We start from the raw sequence: 19,123 nt of genomic DNA on the forward strand, positions 1-19,123 counted from the left end.
ATGACGCATAAGCCGCACGACAAGCCGCTTTTAGGCATTCTCCAAGGCAGGTTGATTCCCAGAAAAGCCTTGCTAGAGCTGGCGGATTCTCTGGGCGTTTTTGCGATAGCGATCACGCCAGACTCTGAAATAGATCCTCAAACCAAGACCATCAAGAATGTTGTCGCCGTTCAAGGGGGCAATACGGTCCCTTTGCCGTCTGTGCCATTCCCCCATGTCGTGTACGACATGCAATTTAGTAAGGGCAAAGGGCAAAAGCGTAGAAAGCACTTCAGGGAAATAGCCAAGGCACTCAACGCAGCGGGCAGTCACTTTATTAACCCCTACAACAGCCTAGGGCTCGTTAATGACAAGGTTGCCTTTGGTGAACTTATGTCTAGAAATGGGATAAGTTCTCCCAGCTGCTACCCCTATAGCAAAGGATCTTTTGAAAAACTGCTTTCGGAGCACGAATCGGTGTTTGTAAAACCGGTAAGCGGAAATCAGGGCTTTGGGATTATCACAACCACACGCTCGGAATTGGGTATCGAGCTGATGTACATCATTGTGGCGAGTTGCGATACCGAAATAGAGCGCAGGCAGCGTTGGTATAAGCCCGAAAACGTTTTTGCGGCTATCGAAGATATTCGATCGGACGAGGGCTGGAGTCAGTCAGAGTACTTTCTTCAACCCTCGGTTGATTATTTCCCTTGGGATGGTCGATGGACATGGCTCAGAGCCAGTGTTCAGCGTGCTGGGGAAGGCCGTCTGGGCGTTGTGGGTATTGTTTTCAATTATCTACACTGCTCAGAATACGGTGGCAGACATGACGACCCTCAGATTTTATACGCGAAGATTGCTGAGAACTGCGATAAATCCGCCAAGGATATTGAATATGCGTGTGCCCGTATTGCGCTGGCAACGCATCAGGTACTTGAGGACGCGATAGGACAAAAAATCGGTGAGCTGGGGATGGACATTCTTCTCGACAACAATGGCAACCCTCACATTCTTGAAGCGAACAACAAGCAGGGCAACTTGATTTACTGGGACCCGCAATACGCCGGAACACAAAATCCCGGTGGTTTTATGAATCCAGAGTTTAACGAGCGCGCAAAGGCTATGGATGTTAATCGCAATAAGGCTATTCTCCAGTATGCGGAGTTTTTGGCAGCTAAGGCGCTGGACTCTGGCGGCGTCTAAAAGATGCCCACAAAGCGGGCCCGCGCATCTTACTGCCCACGTTAGGCTCTTTGGTGCCCGGAGGCATGACAGGAAAACGATGGACGCGCATTCTCGGCGCGGTTTGACGTATCCACGTATTTAGCAGTACCCAAGTGACATTACTTGCAAGCATTTAATGCTTACCGAAGCCAAAGATGGCATGTGTTCTTGTATGAGCGTGAATGGGTGCTGGGTTTGCCAAAAAAAGCATAACGCGTTCTGACTAAATTTCAGCTGATGACTAGAGTTGCTCTCATCGAATGCCCTGATTGCTCGCCTCTTTGAGGACAAAAACCAAAAAACCCGAGCCGGCTGTTATTCCGACTCGGGTTTTTTAGGTTTCTTCAAAACCCCGACTGGGACAGCCGGGATTCCATGAAGCTCTACAGAGCAGACTTTCGTTTAGAAAGCGTACCGGCCCTGTAAGTACCAAGTGCCACCGTTGAAGCCAAAAGGGCTGTCTTCGGGGTAGAGCTGGCCCAAACCACCTGGGTTAGGTGTCTTGTCTGGGTATTCGTCGAACAAGTTATCTACACCAGCCGTTAACTCAAGGCTGTCGGTGAGCTGATAAGACACCTGTGCATCCACCAAGGTTGCTGCATCGACGTTGTAGCCATTACTGGTCGATTTCCAACCACCGTAATAGTTAGCTCGCAGAAGCGTGCGCCACTTACCTTGAGTGTGTGACCAAGCCACGTTGCCCTTCACATTGGGCAGTAACTCTTCCAAGGCTTCTACACGACCTTCACTGATTGGGTTAATGCTACCCCGATCTGTGACTTCAGTGTCGTTGTAGTTAAACGCAACCGTAATGGTTGAGAAGCCACTCATTAGGTCGAAGTTCATGTTACCCACGAGGTCAACACCTTTGGTGCGGGTGTCGAAGCTGTTTGAGAAGAACCGGAACTCAGCCAAATCGTCGAGGCCAATAAAGTCCTGTCGGTTGATGACACCAGCGGCGTCCAGACCTGTCAAAGCCTCTCCCACAGTACCGTAGCTGGTACCGCCGCCTGTGTAGTTCAAGGCAGCCAGGAAGTCGACGTTGGCACCCAACGCAATGCGATCTTCAACATCAATGTCGTAGTAATCGATTGTCCAAGTAGACGCGCCGATATCAAAGCCAACACCAAAGGAGAAGTTCTCAGCTTCTTCTGGCCCTAACTCTGGCCGACCTGCGCCGCCGTTTGTTGCTGCGATGTAATCAGCACCCAGCTGACCGGCGGCAGAAAACAAGGGAAGTGTTCCCTGATCTACCAAGGTGCCGTTAACGTTCTGGGTTGTCACGTTAGTGATGTTAGCCTGACCTGCGGTCGGTGCGTGGAAGCCTGTGGAGAAAGCAGCACGCAGACGGAGGGAGTCGGTAACATGAAACAGACCTGCAAGCTTGTAGTTGGTCGTGTTGTCGAAGTTACTGAATTCCTCGTATCGCACGGCAGCCTGAACAGTCAGCCTGTCGGTGATGTCCGTTTCAACGTCCACATAGAACGCGGTGTTATCCTGCTCTGCTGAGGTATCGTTGGGGAAGCCGCCAAATCCGTTCGAGCTTGAAGAGAAGCCCTGTGAGGCTAGTGGGCCAAGTGCGTAAGACGCTGGATCACCGGCAAACAAGTCAAATTCTTCCTCGCGATATTCCGCACCGACAGCGATGTTGAGCTCAGATGCTAAACCAACTTCAAAGCCGTAAGACAAATCGAGGTTGTAAACCGTTTCTGTTTGCTCTTGTCCACCGGGCACAAAGTCTCTTGGGGTATTTGGACCCAGCGAGCCATTGATGGTGTTACGAATGTAGAACTCGGTCTTGTTCGAGCCGCGTTGTGCGCTCAGGTCATAGTTGAGGCCTGTGCCCACATCAAACGAACCTCGAGCACCAATCGCAAATGCAGTGTCTTCGTTGGTACCACCGAATCGGGGCACAAAGCCCGCAGGAATGGTTTCAATGAAGGAGAAGCAATTGTCATCGGCTGTCACTGAAGCTAACAAACCCGGATCAGGAATGACGCCGCCGGATCCACCCAGTGGAATACCATCAATACAACTGCTGCCACCGTCTAAATCACCGACCAGAACAGACGGTACGCCTGAATCGCTGGCTAATCCAGTAGTTGGATCGACCGTTGGCCCCTTATAGACACCACCACGCTGACCACTGGGGCCGCCTACGACGTTTCGGTAAAAGAAGCCGCCGGTGACTGCTCGCTCGGCGTAGTTGCCGAAGGCGTAAACCTCTAGGTTGTCATTAATCTCAAAGGCCGCGTTTAAAAACAGCTTGGCATCGTCGTCAACATCGGGCTGACCCCAATACTGAGGCGCTTCGCCTGTGTAGGTGTTGATCGCCTGATAATCAGACACTGCTGAATATCCATTAGCTTCAGCAAAAGCCACGTCATTTCTGACTACCGATCGGACGGTGCCCTCGACATCCCGCATTTCGCCGGTGATGTTGACAAAGCCTCGGTCACCCAGAGGAAGACCCAAATTAGCAGCGACCATATAGTTATCGCCATCGCCCTCAAAGGTAGAGCCATAACGAGCAACAACTTCAAAGCCTTCTGCATCATCTCTGAGGATGAAGTTCAAAACACCGGCAATGGCGTCTGAACCATATTGTGACGAGGCGCCGTCTCGAAGAACTTCGACCTGCTTCAGTGCCAATGAGGGAATTGACGCGATGTCTACACCCTGCGCGCCATCAGAAATACCGCCGCCCAAAAAGGAGATGATGGAGCCGCGGTGACGACGCTTACCGTTAACCAGCACCAAAACGTTGTCGGGTGACAAGCCTCGCAGGTTGGGTGGTCGCGTGATCGTCGCTGCATCACTAATGGGCTGCGCGTTGATATCAAATGAAGGAACTTGCGTACGCAACATGTCCTGCAAATCGGTAGAGCCGTTGGTGCGCATCTCAGAGCCGCTAATAACATCGACGGGTACCGGAGAATCTTGGGCAGAACGATCAGAAAGCCGAGTGCCTGTGATAATAACTTCTTCCAGCCCGGCATCTTGTGCGATGGCGGTCTGTGCCAAAGTTACCGCCAAGGCAACCCCTGAAACGCGCCATAAAGGGCGTTTATTCATTGATCTCATGTGTAGCTCCTACATCGGGAAATGAGTGTTTTGTTTTAAGAATGTCGCTGAAATGTGAATTTGCGCAACTTTCCATTCAGAGATACGAAAGTAACCCTTTCCCAGATCATTACTCCAAATGGCTTACTTCGCTACGTTAAAAGTACCAATCGCCAGTTTTAACATGAGGAATTGAAGGCTCGACCCATCATTTAACTGAGGTTGATTAAGTGCTGTAGCAGTATCTGCGCGGGTTTCCCGCCCTCAGATTGACCAGCGCCGCCGTTAAATCTCTTTACTTGTTGAGAACAAGGGCTAGAACCTAAAGCTCGGTGACTGCGCGATACCCCATTTCCATGGCTGCAATCGCATCGGCCTCTGGCGCTGAATCAGAATTAGCGATCGTAATCTGTCCATGGGGCTGCCTGCCAACGGTAACCGAGCCCCCGGGGCCTGCCGCTGGATCTTCGCGGTCTGCCACCGTATAGCCATGGGCCCAACGGTTTACGGTGAGGCTGGCAACATCTCGGTCGAAGTTAAAGGATTCTGAGGACAGCATACCGCTAAGGTGTTCTCTAACCTCTGCTTCGTACACCGAGAAAGGCGTTCCGAGCATGCGGTAACGAGCCTCTCGATACTGTTCTTTAGCGGGTATGTTTGCCTGTTCACTGTAGGGGCAGCTAATCATTTGAATGACGCAGGGCGCATCGGGCCCCTCTGTATGCCGATACCCTCCCAAGCTCACAGGGAAATCTATAAAGAGTGTTTGGTGCATATTGCCGGGGGACATAGCCAGCCCGATGCCCTGTTCTTTAAATGCGCGCCAGTTGCGTAAGCCTACCGAGGTATAAACCAGTGGGCTTTTTAGTTGTTCGCTTAATGCGTTTGCTTGCTCGCCGGGTAGATCGCTCACGATATGCGGAACCATCGCGTTATGGCAGGCCATCACCACATGACTCGCTGAGATTTTGTGAGCTTTATCGCCTCGCATGTAGTGAACGGACACGCGTTCTTTTTCCGTCTTATCAGGAGAGTGGTGGACGTCTACTACAGTGCTGTTTAACCTGATCCGCGATGGGTGGTTTGGGCGATCGAGTTGGCCGTAGTCAAATTTTGCGCCAACCAAAGATTCTGCCGTGGTCCCTTCAGCGATCGACGGTATTAGGTGATTGACGATTGCCCGGGCAACACCCGCATTACCATCGGGGAAATGATGAATGTAGGGGTGGTCTGCGTCGTAGACCTTCACGGGCGCAAAGCCCAATGCGCCGGCCTCTTTCGCTTTTTTTATCGTGAGCAACTCAGCACTGGCGTCTGACCAGTCGATCGCTGAATGCCTCGCCATGTACAGAACCTGCGGATCATCGACGCCCAGTGTCTGAGTCAAATAGTCAAAGTAATTGTGGGTTTTGATGTATTCGGGCAAGTCGTCCTCGGAGACGTCGAGGGAGTGAAGTCCACTTTTTAATACATGCAACAACTGACGTTGGCCGCGCTTGGACAGCGGGGTTTGTGCTACCGCCTCCTCGTCAGAAATAGCGGCTCCGGGCAAACCTTCAATGTAGTTATAGTAATTACCAAAGGGATGTCTGACTACCGTATCGCGCCCAAACTGCTTTGCATTGAAATAGGTCGTGGCCCCTAACCCATGATCGCTGTAAAAGCCTTGATTAAAGGCGGTATCAAAGCGAGTTAGGTCTATACCGACGCCCTCGAACAGGGCTTTTACTGCCTCTGGGGCTTCTCGAGGTTCAACGAGAGTCTGTGACCCGCCATAGGTGATCAATTGACGACCATCGATGGTGTGCTCGTTACGTTTGGCGTGGCCCCCAAAGTCATCGTGATTATCAAGAATGAGGATTTTTTTGTCGGGACCGAACTTTTGTCGGTAGAAAAAAGCCGCCGCAAGGCCGCTGAGACCCGCGCCTACCACCACAAGATCATAAGATTCTTGCGTATCAACAATTTGGTCGAGGTCGAAGTCGGCGTTCCATGCGCGGGCATGAGCCATTGTATTAGATCCGGGGTGGTTGCCGCGCAGACCTGTTAGTGCCGGGGGGTATGCCTCGCCTTCTGCGGCCAATGCCCATGCTAGAGGCGAGGGTAGGGTGGTTGCGCCCAGAGCAACGGCTGATCCGTTAATGAAGTCGCGTCGTGTAATCTTTTTCATGTTCGAATATTCCTGCTACCGCTCGAAAATAGAGTTGCCCCAGCAAACAACGGCGCAGCCCAGCTGTCACGTGAAGTGCTGTGCTACAGACTAAATAAAAGGGTCGTTTTAAGCGAGCCCTCTGGGGCAAGGCTTGCGCCCAAGGGCGCTGTCGTGACTGCATTGTCTTCGTAACCCAACACCCAACACCCAACACCCAACACCCAACACCCAACACCCAACACCCAACACCCAACACCCAACACCCAACACCCAACACCCAACACCCAACATCCCATTTATTAACAGCCCTACTATTGACGGCCCAACATTCGATATCGGTGCTTTTCTTAACCTTTGCCCAGAGTGAATTGTGATTCGAAGTTCCGGTGGTGTCTTTATTGACTATCCTGTAGGTATTGAGGCGATTAGCGCCGATGAGAGGCACTGCTTTTTGCAGCGTCAATAACGACGACTGTAATAGTGCGAGTGCGTATGTTGGCGGTGTCTCGCTGCCGGATGGTGCTACCCGTAAAAGGAAAATTGGAAGGTTCAGTGATATGCCAGAAGGTCCGGAAATACGTCGCGCCGCTGATAAGATTGAAGCGGTCCTAAAAGACAAAACTGCCGAAAGAGTTGAATTTGGTTTGCAGCTACTCAAAAAATTCGGCAAGCGGCTCGAGGGCAGCAACGTATTAACCCTAGAGACTCGCGGCAAGGCGCTGCTGACGCATTTTAGTTCGGGCTTTACTGTTTATTCCCACAATCAACTCTACGGTGTGTGGCGAGTGGTTAAACGCGACAAACTGCCCAAGACTAATCGTCAGCTCAGGCTAGCCATCCACACGGACCAGCATAGCGCGCTACTTTACAGCGCTTCTGATATCAGCGTTTGGAATACGGAGCACATCGAGGAACACCCTTTTTTACAGCGTATTGGTCCCGACATTCTTAGCCCTGAGCTCACTTGGCAGGAAGTAGCAGAGCGGCTGCAAAGCAAAGCTTTTTCGGGGAGGGCGCTCAATTCTGTGTATCTTGATCAGGCGTTTCTGGCTGGTTTGGGCAATTACTTGCGCAGCGAGATTCTTTTTCTTGCGGGGGTTCATCCTTCGCAAAAAGCGCGTGATCTCAGCAAAGGCCAAGTAGGTAAGCTTGCGCGAACCACATTGGAGATATCCAAGCGTAGCTATGCGCTAGCGGGGGTCACGCTTCCTGAACGCCAATACAAAGCGTTGAAAAAGCGAGGATTCACCTATGGCAAGGCCCGCTTTTTTGTTTTTGGACGTGCCAGCCAGCCCTGCCGCCTGTGTCAAACCAAGATTCAAAGGACTACCGCCAACTCTCGCAGAATTTATACTTGCGCAACCTGTCAGCCGAATTAACTGTTTTGCGTTACATGTGGCTAAGTTGCCGGCCACAAATTCAAATTCGGTGCTAATGCGCAACAGGGTTGCTCGAGTAGCGAGTGAACCTGCATCAAGGGCGTTGAACGCGTGAAGAGCTACTGGCTGAATACAATATTACGCACTAGTATTTTTTGTTCACCGCCTTTATTTTGGCTCAAAAAGGCGATGATATTCGTCACGTCTGTGAGATCAGTGCCGCCGTTTATGTCCTCTATGGAAAGCGCCACTGATGTCCAGGTGTCACTAAATTCATAGGCAGTGCCGGGACCAAATGTTCCGAAGTTATTAACCTGATCTCCGCGTAAGTAAGAGCCTGTCTGGAATCCAACACTAAATACCGCAGACGCGCTGCCTTTAATTTCAAAGCGTAATGTGCCCCCTGCAAATTGAGAGAGGTCCTCACCTAGATCTGCATCCAGCTCTAAACTTGCTCCCCACCAATCGCCGCCTCGAGGCTGCACCATGACGGTACCATCAGCGAGCAGCTCGATGTTTGCTGTGCCCTCCCAGGGAATTAATTTCAGTGGGGCGCTGGGGTAGCTCGCTTGGCCATCTTCGAGGGCCGACAAAGTCTGATGGGTTACGACATACAGTTGTTCAGTGACGGTTTCGCCGGGCTCACGCATTTTGTTGCGAGTGGTTATACGCCGCACGGCCATCTGATTCTTGAACGGCGGCAGTAACGCTGATGCCATGAGAGCATTAACGTCACCCGAGAAGCTCTTGACCAGCGGCTTACCGTCACGGGTTAGGCCATCAAACACCCCCGCGTCAGCAGCATTCCACAGGGTGAATTTGAGCGTGTTGTCGAGGCCTATAAGTCCAAAGTGATTTTCGGAGCCTTGAGGGTCTGCCGCTTGTTTCCATCGCTCATCAAAGGCCTCGAAGTAAAATAATGAAATGCCGGCACTGTCGGTCCACTCGCGCAAGTACTCATGAAAGAATTTCTGCTTATACTCGTCGGCAGCTTTTGACCCGTTTATCCCATAGGCTGTTGCGTCGGTTGTTGCCCAGCCGGTTTCACCGATGTGTATCGGCTTTTCAATGCCCAGTGAGGACGCGTATTCAACCACGGCGTTGTATTGCGACTTGGCATAGTCCACCGCGCGATGTATGACGGCGGCGGCCATCAACTGCGGGTCCAATGCCTCCTCGTCGGGGAGCACACCCCAAAACTCTGAGTTGTAAAAGGAATCGTGAAAGGGATAGGTATGCACGGAAATAAAATCAACGGCGTGCATTAAATCTACCAGCTCCTGAGTTTGGTAGACCGTATTTCCACCTCCCCAAGACTCATAGTTGTCGGAGCTTGTGATCCATACCTCTGGCGAAAGTTTGCCGGTAGCTTTTAAGTTCTGTAAATAATTGACCCACTTCGAGATGACCGGCGGGTAAACAAAATACTGAACAGCCCACTGGACCATTGCCTCGTTCCCGACGGCGATCGCCTTAACAATGTCAGGGTGGGAATTGGCTAATCTTATGGCCGTTTCTATTTCTCGGGTGTTGTTCTCTACATTGCCTAAGGTGTGGTCGGGTGCAGTGTCGCCCACCCAGCGATTGTTTTCGGCATCCCAGACTCCCTCAGCCCACGCATTACGGGCCTCAATCCAGACACCCAGCATCACATACATTTCAAAGTCAGGGTCTTGTTCTTTAAGGGCAGAAATGGCGTCTAACGTTAGCTCTGCTAAGGGGTACTGGGACGTGTTGTATGTCCTTAAGAGTTTGATTCCCATGGCCGCCAGAATTTCCATGTCTTCAATGACCTGCTCGAGGGTAGGGGCCTCGTCGCGAGTCAGTCCGCGGTAACCACCGTAGGAGATGGCGCGATACTTAGGGTCACCAAAAATAGCTGCTGGCGACGGGCTGCTGCGCATTTGGTCAGCGCTTTGTGGCAAATCGCAACCCACCAGCACTTGGATAATCAGAGCAAGACTTAACCACTTCATCATTCTTCGCACGTTTTGGAATCCTATTGAACAGTAGTTTAGCGATTATCAAAGATACGCAGTCTTCTAGAAACACTCGATGATTCGCTTGGTCGCACCGCTGAACCTGTTGATCCCAATGTTGTTGGTTTAAAAGTACTCAGAGCAGGCCAAATACTACTTGAGTGCCGTGAGGGGTAAGGCTTTATGAAGAATCTTCGGTAGGGTTAGCTCCTGCGCAGGTTTGCCAGGCAGCCCATAACGATTAATCCTGTACCCAGTAGCGTTTGTAACGTCAGCCCTTCCGCAAAAAACCACCAGCCTAATAGTGCTGCCCATATAAATGCGGTGTACTCAATGGATATGAGTTTCTGTGCTTCAGCGCGCCGATACGCCATCGACATCAGTGCCAGTGACCCCATGGCAAAAACCGCCGCAAAGGCTGCACCGCCCCATTGCATTGCATTGGCGGGTAGAGTGACAAAGAAAGGCGCCCCCACGAGCAGTAGCGCGAATACCATAATATTTTGGTAGAAGACGATCTCCATCGGGCTAGCTATCAGCGAATGCTTTCTTTGTACAATGAGATACAGGGCGTAGAGCAAGGCAAATAGAAGAACTGCCGACAAGCCCAGTAGGTCACTGTTGGCATCGAGGCTGAGTAACTCGCCCCCAACGACCACAGCGACTCCCATAAAGCCAAGCCCTGCTGCTATTTTGGCGTTGCTATGGATTCGCTCACCCAGCAGGGGCGCTGCAAGAAAAAGGGTGATGATGGGCGCGATGAAAGAGAGGCCAATCGCTTGAGCCAAAGGGATACGGGTGAGGCTGAAAAAGAATAGGTAGGTCATGAGGGTTGTGATCACTGCCCGCAGGACATGCATTCGCAGGACCTGGCCGGAGATCGGCCGAACTCGGCTGGGGGAATAAAGCAGTAGCGCAAACAGAACGCCGAAGGCCATCCGCCAAAACATAGCGCTGTAGGTTCCCATAGCTAATGCCTGCGCTTTCATAACAGCATCCAGCAGTGAAAACAGCAGCACGCCAAGCGCAGCCAGAAAAACCGGAAAATGTGTGCTTTGCTTCATGCTGAAGCCTTCTCCAATGTTGGTGTGCTGGCGCACTGCGCAATAGCGTGGATTTGAGCAGATATGATCTCTTCTACCAACCCCCATTTAAGACTTTCTGTTGAGGTTCAGGGGTACTCAATACGCCTTAAGTACTGGGGATTTGGGGAAGTGGTGGGCGCAAGGGAGCTTGAGCCCAAGTTAAGCTGTTAGTGAGGCCTTGGGCAGTGATCGCCTGAAACGTCTTGATCGCTACCGTGTGCCCTGCCTTTTGGCGCACTCCAGCGCGATTTCCTGAAAGAGCTTCCCTCGCTCATTAAAAAAATCTAGTAAATGAAGTGATGTGGGTACGAAGGCAAAACCTAATTCAGCGTCGGGATGCCATTGAAAAATGGAACCGCCCAGCCCCATCCAACCGTAAAAGCCCTCACGCCCTTCGTTCAGGGCTTTGGTGAACTGCGAACTGGCGTCGGTACATGGCAGGAATTGGTCCACACCGCCCTGAGTAAAGCGCGTTGGCAGCAGCCCTCCCATAGTCGCGGGCATTGGGTCTTTGTGCAGCTCCTGCCAAGCAGGTGTGCTCAGGCAGTTGACTGAGTCGAGATGGCCGCCGGCGGCCATCATTGCGGCTATGCGTGCCAGCCCCCGGGCGGAGGCATGGGTGTTGGCCGAAGGGGTTTCCCCGCGACGCATGCGGTTGTCATTGAAGAAACTGATACCGCGCATTTCCCGGACCGGAGGCGTTCTCTTAGAGGAACCTTTGCGCACAGCAAGCAGAATTTTCAGCAGCCGCACCATCAATTGCAGGAAACTATGCAACACCCTACGCCCAAGGACTTTCGGTCGGAGGCTAGCCAGAATGTGACGTCCGATACTAAGAGGCGTTATTTTACTGACGCGCTGAAGTTGCTCTGCATTCAGGCCCACCATAACGTCAGCATTGAGAGGGCCACTAATCTCCTCAGCGAGGTACTCACCGATCGTGCGCCCTGCAGGATCTACTCTACGAAACACTTCGTTAACGATCCAGCCTCGGGTCATGGCGTGATATTCACGCCGGCCTATTTCGGGCGAGCGAAAGTGCTGCTTCTGCTTTTCGATAACAATGCCAAGCCGGTTCGCCTTGATGTTTTCCGGCAGTAAGTCGTCGACGTCAATGGCCGTGTCAAAGTTGGCAAGTCCGGCTTCGTGGCGCATTACATCAGCAACGCGAGTGTTCTCTTTGCCACCCCCGCGGTATTCCGGCCACACGTCTTCTACTCGTGTTTCATAGCTGAGCAGGCCCTTGCCAACCAGTGATGCAATGGCGATGGCCTCGAGACTTTTGCCGCTGCTAAAAACATTGACCAGTGAGTCGGGTTTAAAAATGGAGCCGTCGGCCTTTGAGTACCACAGGTCCACAACCTTTTGACCGCAGTGATAGATACAAAGTTGCGCATTTTCTTCCGCGAGGGAGTGCATCTGCTTCTCGAAAAGTTGCTGCACAGGCTCGAAGCCCGCTGCCGTAGTGCCATTGATCACGTGTCTGAAAACCCCTGTCAATTCAAGATATTGTTGTGACTGCAAATTGCAGCAGCTGTTACCAGAGTGGCACCATAGCCTGAAGCGCAGTCTCAGGCGAGCGGCTCGCATGTTTACCCCGTTGGAACGTGCAAGCCGGATACTTGCTAGAGCTTGACGACACAGGGGCGGTCGTAACCTGCCTGACCGAAGTGTCCCTTTCATTCTATAGGGCTACCTCAAGGGCTATCTTTACGGCTAACGTCAACGAATGTCTGGCATACTATAAAAAAACGACTGAAAGCTTCTTTTTATGGCGCACCACAGTGTTCTCGATTTAGTCCCCATTACCCTTGGCAGCGACGCAGGGTGCGCCCTCGAGCGCAGCAAACAGCTAGCTATAAAGGCAGAGGAGTGGGCGTATAAGCGGTATTGGGTCGCCGAGCATCACAATATGCCGGGCATTGCCAGCTCGGCAACAGCGGTAGTGATCGGTCATCTTGCCTCGGCAACTCAGAACATTCGAGTGGGCTCAGGGGGGATCATGCTGCCCAACCATGCGCCACTGATGGTGGCGGAACAGTTTGGAACGCTGGCCACCCTTTACCCCAACCGAATTGATTTAGGCATAGGCCGTGCACCGGGCACCGATGGTCTTACGATGCAGGCTCTGCGACGTAATCTTGCCGCAAGTGTCGAAGATTTTCCAAGAGACGTGGTGGAACTTCAGCAATACCTAAAGCCCACCCAAGCCGGACAACGCGTTAGCGCAACGCCGGGGGCTGGCACTGAGGTCCCGATCTGGATTTTGGGTTCGAGTTTGTTTGGCGCGCAGCTTGCGGCCACCTTGGGGATGCCTTTTGCTTTTGCCTCACACTTTGCGCCCACCTACCTGAGCGCAGCGATCGACACCTATCGCGAGCAATTTAAGCCCTCCGAAACCTTAAAAGAGCCTTATATCATGCTGGGCTTTAACCTGTGTGCCGCAGAGAGCGACGCTCACGCCCATTTTTTACGTTCGTCGTCGCTGCAGTCCTTTGTCAATTTAAGGCGAGGAGTGCCGGGTCCTTTACCAGAGCCCATCGAAGGGTTTGAAGCCAGCCTCTCCCCCGCGGAGCGACAGATGGTTGAGGTGATTGGCCAATGCTCAGCGGTTGGCAGTTTAGAAACCGTTCAAGCGCAAATCGGCGATTTCCTCGCTCAGACGGGGGCAGATGAGCTGATGCTGGTATCTTCAATTTTTGATCCGGAGCAGCGTTTAAAGAGCTACGAGCTTGGGTCAATTGCGATGCAGAATCTCGCTGAGGCCAACGCACCACGTCGGGCTGTTTGCTGATTAACTTCCAGCGTTCGTGTCTATGAATTATCTTCCGCTGAAGCTTAACGCTCACAAAGCCACATACTGAGCCCCAAAATCTGGGTGAAGCATTCGAAGTGCTATGCTGCACTTTCTCCAGCGACATCTTTATCCATAGCCGCCGTATTTACCTTAAGTGGCTGGTTTTGAGCACCCTGTTATGCATCTTATTTCGCTTACAGCCATCACTTGAAAACACCAAGGAATTACATTGAAGTTCATTATTAAGAATTGGGAACAACTCACGCTTACAAAAAAAATCTTGCGTATTTTTGATCGTATAGTGATTGGAGTATTAGGTATCCACCTTGGTTTTGCTGCCTATGCTCAGGCTTTTTCTGAGAGTTATATGGATCGTGTTTTTGTAATTGAGCATGGTTGGCAATTCAGAATCCTATATCCCATCGCAACGACTCAGTTAGGTTTTACTCCTCCCTTTTTAGGAGTGGCTTATGTCAGTAAAAGTGCGATTGATGCTGCAGGAGTGACCATAGAAGAGGTTAGCGCACACGAAGCCAAGCACATCCAGCAGTTTTGGGAGCTGGGATTCAATCACTTTGGGGTTGAAACATGGAAGTTAGAGGGGGTGGCCGAATATGCTCGAGGTAAACCAACAGCGGATTTGTGTCAGCCCATAGAAAACGAAAGTGTGATTCGACTGAATTATCGAGATTACTTTATTGCCGCAACTTATCTAATTGAGAAGGAGGGTTTAAGTGAAAAAGAGATATATGAAACAAGTGAGTACCCTATCGAAACTGCAACACACTGGGTTTTGAATAATAGGTGTAAAAAAATATAAGAAGCTACTCAAAAAGAAAAATAACAATGGGTTGTTATTCGTGCCGCGCTTCTTTCAACCAACTCTCATTGACCTCTCAGCGAGGCGTTATCCGTCGCGCTTGTTGTTAGGCTGCCTAGAGGCTATGAATCCCAGTTTGTGTCGCTTTAAGTCTTGGGCCTTGCCGGGTCATCTGAACAGCTTCCCACACCTTATCAAGAATTTTTCTGCTGCAGATCAACCGCCGGTAGTTGGTGTGCCTTCTTATCAAACTGCAGGGCGGTTAGGCGTTCGAACCTAAACGCGATTGCCAATAGATTATCTGGAAAGCTCTGCAACCTTGTATTGAAATTCATGACGGAATCATTGAAACCGGCACGGATCAGGGCAATTTCATTCTCGAGTTTAATCAAGCGCCTGTTGAAATCGGTGACCACTTGATGACCCTCCAGATCCGGATACTTTTCTAAACACAGCGATAGCTCATCTATCACTCTCGACTCGTGAGCCATATACGCATCTGCAGCCTTTACGTTTTCTACCTGTGCCCGCTCCGTTCTGAGCTCGGCCAACGCCTGCTGTAATCTGTTTTCATGTTCTAAGTAGCGTTTAACGACGCGCTCGAGGTTAGGGATAAGAGTAGCGCGCTTTTTCAGAGAGACATCGATATTAGCCCAGTTACGAGCGCAACGTTGACGCAGAAATATGAGGTCGTTGTACATTAAAACGACCAAGAATATCGTGAGGAAGAAAGGTGCAATCAGGGATGCCGTGACAAAATCCGCCGACGAGAAGTTGCCATTACTTCCGCCAATCCAAAGGCCAACACCAAAAAGCAGGCTGATTCCTAGACTTAACAGCAACATGGCTTTTGAGGCCTTGATAAACATCACTTCTGCTTCGGAGCGATTCGAAATTATGTAAGGCGCTTCCTTATCGTGACTCAGCACCAGTGAATTTCCCGTGGTCTTATCGGCCTTTGCCTTACCCAGCAAATAGAGATCATCACCCGGCTGTAGACGCCGTTCAATGTATCGCTTCTTCGCAAAGTGATTTGTGGATTTGTGCTTGGTAATGATCTCGGCTTTGCTGGGGAATACCCGTAATTGCCCTTCGTCATCCTCACAGTAAAAGGGCTGTTTCTGGGTTTCTTCGTGAATTGTGTGCCAAGAAGACCGCTTACCCGAGCCACGCTCCTCCTGTATCTCATAGTGGTACCAAGTGCAGGCAAAGCCGCTGACTGGACCAATTAGGCAAGCGCCCTCATCCTCCGCAACGAGCTTTCCTTTCAGTTCTGTCAGGCCAAATACAACGCCCATGGTTTTACTGGTTGGTAGATTTTCCTGCATGCGTTTGACTTTAATTAATCGAAACGCGAGCCAGGCCAGTATTGCAATTAACACCAGCGCAACGAAGGTCAGAATCAGCTGCTGGCTTACACGGGTAGGCTGATAGGCCTGCACCGCGTGATCAGCTATGCGCTGCTGATCGACTGGTAGGGCAATAACCGGCGGTTTGGCCTTACCGCGCATTATTGCGTAAGGTTTTTCTGGAAAGCGGTTGATCTGTCGCATATAACGAGAGCGCACTAAGTACGCAGTGTTACGCCAGTTATTGATTTTCTCTTTTTCTAGGTCTGTCAGCGCGGCATATTCTGGATTGCTGAGATTAAAGGGCAGCTGCCAACCCGGAAATATAATTTTGTGTTTTTCCAACACGGATGTGATCTGATCTTCTGTGCGTTTTAGCTGGCTATCAACACGGTCATAGCCGGCTTGAACATCAGATTCCAGACTCTTGAAGCCATAGCTTATAAGCAAGGTGCTGCTGGCAACTGTGATCAATCCCAGAAACGCCAGCACACGGTGTAGGCCTAGTGTGAAGGCCAATGCACAGCACATCAGAACCAAGAAAGACACGCCACCCCACAGAAGAAATATGGCATTGGCACTGAGCTCACTTCGCTCGGATGCACCCGTGAAACTGGAGATGATCGACAGGTAGTCGCCAATTTCATCGAAGGTCACGGTCGGCAGTTCGGGGTCTACATGCAGCCAACCAAATACCGTGATCTGTTGGCCGGGCTCAATGCGCCACTCGGTATGCCTTATTCTGCCAGATTGTTGCTGATAACTTTGATGCACGGACCAATTGATAAGATTGCGCTGGTGCTTTGCACGGATATTGGCGTTGCCACTGGCATCTATCAGGTGAAAATCTACGGCGCGGGTCTCGTCCTTGAGGGTTCTCCAGCTTGTCCCACCCTCAGAGTTGCGATGCTCCTTTTGGACGAGGTGGCGGTAGAAGACACTTTTGGTGTTGGTGCGCGGTGATGTAAGCACCTCATCACTCGGCTCAACTCTGCCCTGTAACTGGCTCTCACCACCCGCAGCTCCGTGGATTGTGGTCAGAGGAGTTCGTTCTAAAATTCGAAAATCCAGAACGCTCTGGAAGCCCTCATTACTGAGCACTAATGCGAAGTAACACAGCGCCACAACCGCCAGTGCACCCACCCTCCGATCGTACCATTGCATATTGGCTTCCGATGTTATTTTACTGTTGCTCAATAATAGCAACTCAAGAAAATTCTTCAGCGACTGTCTTGATTTTTTAACTGAAATAGAGGGCTTCGCGAAACTTCGGCCACTTGTCTTGAAATTATGTCCCTAGGTCGCTTTGACAATGTATATCCGCTCACCGATAAATTTTAGAACGCAGAGAGCCGAGCCACAAATTTTCAGTGGCTGGCCCGCTTTGACTCAATCTACTTGTGGGTAGCGCTGGGCTGGAGACCACTACTGCCTTTTAGCGGTAAACTAGCGATCCCAACGGTGGCTAATGATTGCAATTGCAGACGGCTTAGAACACGCTTGTTGCGGAATAATTTTAACTATGTGAAAAAAGGATACGCAGTATGCCGCGAGTAAATTTACAGGGTAGCTCTTCGATTGTTACAGGAGGCGCGTCAGGGATAGGTGAAGCCTGTGCGCGTCAGCTGGCCGAATTAGGCTCAAAAGTAGTCGTTGCTGACCTTAACGAGGAGCGCGGCAAGCAAGTAGCCGAGGAAATTGGGGGGCAATTTGTTAAGTGTGACGTCTCAAGTATTGAAGACGCAGATGCAGCCGTCGCTGCCGCTGCGGCCCTAGGTCCACTCAGGGCTTGCGTGAACTCTGCAGGTCTGGGCGCCGCAGGTCGTACTGTCAGCCGAGACGGCGACCCCTTCCCACTAGACAAGTTCACCTTCGTGATCAAAGTAAACCTGATTGGAACATTTAACATGCTGAGTCGCGCTGCTGCTCAAATGGCAAAGAACGAGCCACTTGATGATGATGGCGGTCGCGGTGCTGTTGTGAATCTTGCGTCTGCGGCAGCCTTCGACGGACAAATTGGTCAGTGTGCTTACTCGGCGTCTAAAGCAGGGGTGGTCGGCATGGCGCTTCCCATTGCCCGTGACCTCGCCGCCGTGGGTGTTCGCGTCAACACCGTTGCACCCGGTCTCATCGATACGCCCATTTACGGTGAGGGGCCAGAATCCGAAGCTTTTAAAGCCCACCTTGGACAGTCGGTACTGTTTCCAAAGCGGTTGGGTAGCGCTGAAGAGCTTGCGTTTGCTGTCGTCGATTGCATCACAAACCCCTACATGAATGCCGAAGTCATTCGACTCGATGGTGGTATTCGCATGCCGCCCAAGTGATTGGGGATATGGCCGGGGTGTCTGCGGGGTGTCTGGAAGTGCTCTTGGAGACCTGTGGGTAACTTCAGGTACCCCTCTATTACCTGCGTGTGCTAAATCGTCATTACTGTAGGCGGGTGATAAGCCCTTAGAGCTGTCAAAGAGTAGAGAGTAACTATGCTGCTACCCGCCTATGCGACCGGGTTTGCCCTGGGTTTTTCATTGATTTTGGCCATTGGTGCTCAGAATGCCTTTGTGTTGAGGCAGGGCCTGCTGCGCCAGCATGTGCTGCTTGTGGTGTTGTTCTGCGCCAGTGCCGACACGCTCCTAATCTTGGCCGGTGTCGCGGGACTCTCGGCGCTGATTGCGGAGGTAGTCGGTCATCACGCCTCGGTACTCTTTGGACTTGCGGCTCTGTGGCTTGCAGGGTACGGGGTGATGCGGCTAGGCAGTGCTATTCGCGCTGGTGATGCAATCAGCACGGACGCCGCGACGGCCACTACTGTCACGGCGGTCCTAACGACAGCGGTCATACTGACCTTTGGCAATCCGCATGTTTACCTTGATACCGTTGTGCTGATTGGCGCGGTGTCACTGCAGTTTCACGGCACGTCAAAACTGGCCTACGGCGCTGGTGCGATCACGGCAAGCTTTGTCTTCTTTTTCATGCTGGGTTACGGAGCGAGTTTGCTAGCCCCAACAATGCAGCGGCCAAATGCTTGGCGTATTCTGGACACATTGATTGCGCTAGTGATGTTTGTGCTGGCGCTCGGAATGGCTAAGGCTGGCGGCTGGTTTGGCGGTTAAGTGGTTGCTACGTTTACGGCTTCTGTCATATCTGTATGGCGTTGGATGATTTTTCCAAAACCGTGACCACATATGAGCAGGTTACGTTTTAGCTTCTTCGCTGAGGCAAATAGGGCGCCGGGAGCACCCAAGCGCAAATAACGCGATCCAATAACACGCAACCGTCAGGGTAAAAAAAAGGGCCAT

Annotated in this window: 12 protein-coding genes; 6 read left to right on the plus strand and 6 right to left on the minus strand. The window is 51.5% G+C overall.

Annotation, left to right across the window (positions count from 1 at the left end; all coding sequences use genetic code 11):
• Entirely contained in the window at positions 1-1,182 is a 1,182-nt protein-coding gene (locus ACMAZB_RS01555) for a YheC/YheD family protein (RefSeq protein WP_435218994.1), read from the plus strand.
• Positions 1,183-1,605: 423 nt separating this feature from the next.
• Here ACMAZB_RS01555 and ACMAZB_RS01560 read toward each other — a convergent pair whose 3' ends face one another.
• Positions 1,606-4,287, minus strand: coding sequence for a TonB-dependent receptor plug domain-containing protein (locus ACMAZB_RS01560; RefSeq protein WP_435218996.1), 2,682 nt, complete (start codon positions 4,285-4,287; stop codon positions 1,606-1,608).
• A 301-nt stretch (positions 4,288-4,588) separates the two neighbouring features.
• Entirely contained in the window at positions 4,589-6,436 is a 1,848-nt protein-coding gene (locus tag ACMAZB_RS01565; protein ID WP_435218998.1) for an NAD(P)-binding protein, read from the minus strand.
• 539 nt (positions 6,437-6,975) lie between these two features.
• Here ACMAZB_RS01565 and nei point away from each other — a divergent pair.
• Complete coding sequence (gene nei / locus ACMAZB_RS01570) at positions 6,976-7,797, plus strand: endonuclease VIII (protein WP_435219000.1); 822 nt, start codon at positions 6,976-6,978, stop codon at positions 7,795-7,797.
• A gap of 119 nt (positions 7,798-7,916) precedes the next feature.
• Here the strand turns inward: nei and ACMAZB_RS01575 are convergent, their stop codons facing one another.
• From ACMAZB_RS01575 to ACMAZB_RS01585, 3 genes are all read right to left on the minus strand, one after another.
• The gene (locus ACMAZB_RS01575; protein WP_435219002.1) at positions 7,917-9,776 is read right to left on the minus strand and encodes an exo-beta-1,3-glucanase; all 1,860 of its coding nucleotides are present in this window, start codon (positions 9,774-9,776) and stop codon (positions 7,917-7,919) included.
• Positions 9,777-9,979: 203 nt separating this feature from the next.
• Entirely contained in the window at positions 9,980-10,840 is an 861-nt protein-coding gene (locus ACMAZB_RS01580) for a DMT family transporter (RefSeq protein WP_435219004.1), read from the minus strand.
• Between the two features lie 231 nt (positions 10,841-11,071).
• Positions 11,072-12,340: a serine hydrolase domain-containing protein gene (locus ACMAZB_RS01585; RefSeq protein WP_435219005.1), complete on the minus strand. Its 1,269-nt coding sequence runs from the start codon at positions 12,338-12,340 to the stop codon at positions 11,072-11,074.
• A gap of 292 nt (positions 12,341-12,632) precedes the next feature.
• On the opposite strand from ACMAZB_RS01585, the gene ACMAZB_RS01590 reads away from it, so the two are divergent.
• Positions 12,633-13,655 carry an LLM class flavin-dependent oxidoreductase gene (locus ACMAZB_RS01590; protein WP_435219007.1) on the plus strand — a complete coding sequence of 341 codons (1,023 nt, stop codon included), beginning with the start codon at positions 12,633-12,635 and terminating at the stop codon, positions 13,653-13,655.
• Positions 13,656-13,887: 232 nt separating this feature from the next.
• On the plus strand, positions 13,888-14,478 hold the full coding sequence (locus tag ACMAZB_RS01595; RefSeq protein WP_435219009.1) for a hypothetical protein: 591 nt from the start codon (positions 13,888-13,890) through the stop codon (positions 14,476-14,478).
• A gap of 194 nt (positions 14,479-14,672) precedes the next feature.
• Here the strand turns inward: ACMAZB_RS01595 and ACMAZB_RS01600 are convergent, their stop codons facing one another.
• The gene (locus tag ACMAZB_RS01600; RefSeq protein ID WP_435219010.1) at positions 14,673-16,991 is read right to left on the minus strand and encodes a LemA family protein; all 2,319 of its coding nucleotides are present in this window, start codon (positions 16,989-16,991) and stop codon (positions 14,673-14,675) included.
• A 380-nt stretch (positions 16,992-17,371) separates the two neighbouring features.
• Here ACMAZB_RS01600 and ACMAZB_RS01605 point away from each other — a divergent pair, with 380 nt between their 5' ends.
• Together ACMAZB_RS01605 and ACMAZB_RS01610 are read left to right on the plus strand one after the other, a co-directional pair.
• Complete coding sequence (locus ACMAZB_RS01605) at positions 17,372-18,151, plus strand: SDR family NAD(P)-dependent oxidoreductase (RefSeq protein ID WP_435219012.1); 780 nt, start codon at positions 17,372-17,374, stop codon at positions 18,149-18,151.
• A 156-nt stretch (positions 18,152-18,307) separates the two neighbouring features.
• On the plus strand, positions 18,308-18,937 hold the full coding sequence (locus ACMAZB_RS01610; RefSeq protein ID WP_435219013.1) for a LysE/ArgO family amino acid transporter: 630 nt from the start codon (positions 18,308-18,310) through the stop codon (positions 18,935-18,937).
• Positions 18,938-19,123 lie beyond the last annotated feature (186 nt).

The sequence above is a fragment of the Luminiphilus sp. nBUS_07 genome, from assembly GCF_051201685.1.
Taxonomy (GTDB): Bacteria; Pseudomonadota; Gammaproteobacteria; order Pseudomonadales; family Halieaceae; genus Luminiphilus.

Excerpts from the sequence above, each read along its gene's own strand:
- ACMAZB_RS01555 (WP_435218994.1), top strand. The coding sequence starts at position 1 with ATGACGCATAAGCCGCACGACAAGCCGCTTTTAGGCATTCTCCAAGGC.
- ACMAZB_RS01590 (WP_435219007.1), top strand. The coding sequence starts at position 12,633 with ATGGCGCACCACAGTGTTCTCGATTTAGTCCCCATTACCCTTGGCAGC.
- ACMAZB_RS01565 (WP_435218998.1), bottom strand. The coding sequence starts at position 6,436 with ATGAAAAAGATTACACGACGCGACTTCATTAACGGATCAGCCGTTGCT.
- ACMAZB_RS01610 (WP_435219013.1), top strand. The coding sequence starts at position 18,308 with ATGCTGCTACCCGCCTATGCGACCGGGTTTGCCCTGGGTTTTTCATTG.
- ACMAZB_RS01580 (WP_435219004.1), bottom strand. The coding sequence starts at position 10,840 with ATGAAGCAAAGCACACATTTTCCGGTTTTTCTGGCTGCGCTTGGCGTG.
- ACMAZB_RS01560 (WP_435218996.1), bottom strand. The coding sequence starts at position 4,287 with ATGAGATCAATGAATAAACGCCCTTTATGGCGCGTTTCAGGGGTTGCC.
- nei (WP_435219000.1), top strand. The coding sequence starts at position 6,976 with ATGCCAGAAGGTCCGGAAATACGTCGCGCCGCTGATAAGATTGAAGCG.
- ACMAZB_RS01600 (WP_435219010.1), bottom strand. The coding sequence starts at position 16,991 with ATGCAATGGTACGATCGGAGGGTGGGTGCACTGGCGGTTGTGGCGCTG.
- ACMAZB_RS01605 (WP_435219012.1), top strand. The coding sequence starts at position 17,372 with ATGCCGCGAGTAAATTTACAGGGTAGCTCTTCGATTGTTACAGGAGGC.
- ACMAZB_RS01575 (WP_435219002.1), bottom strand. The coding sequence starts at position 9,776 with ATGATGAAGTGGTTAAGTCTTGCTCTGATTATCCAAGTGCTGGTGGGT.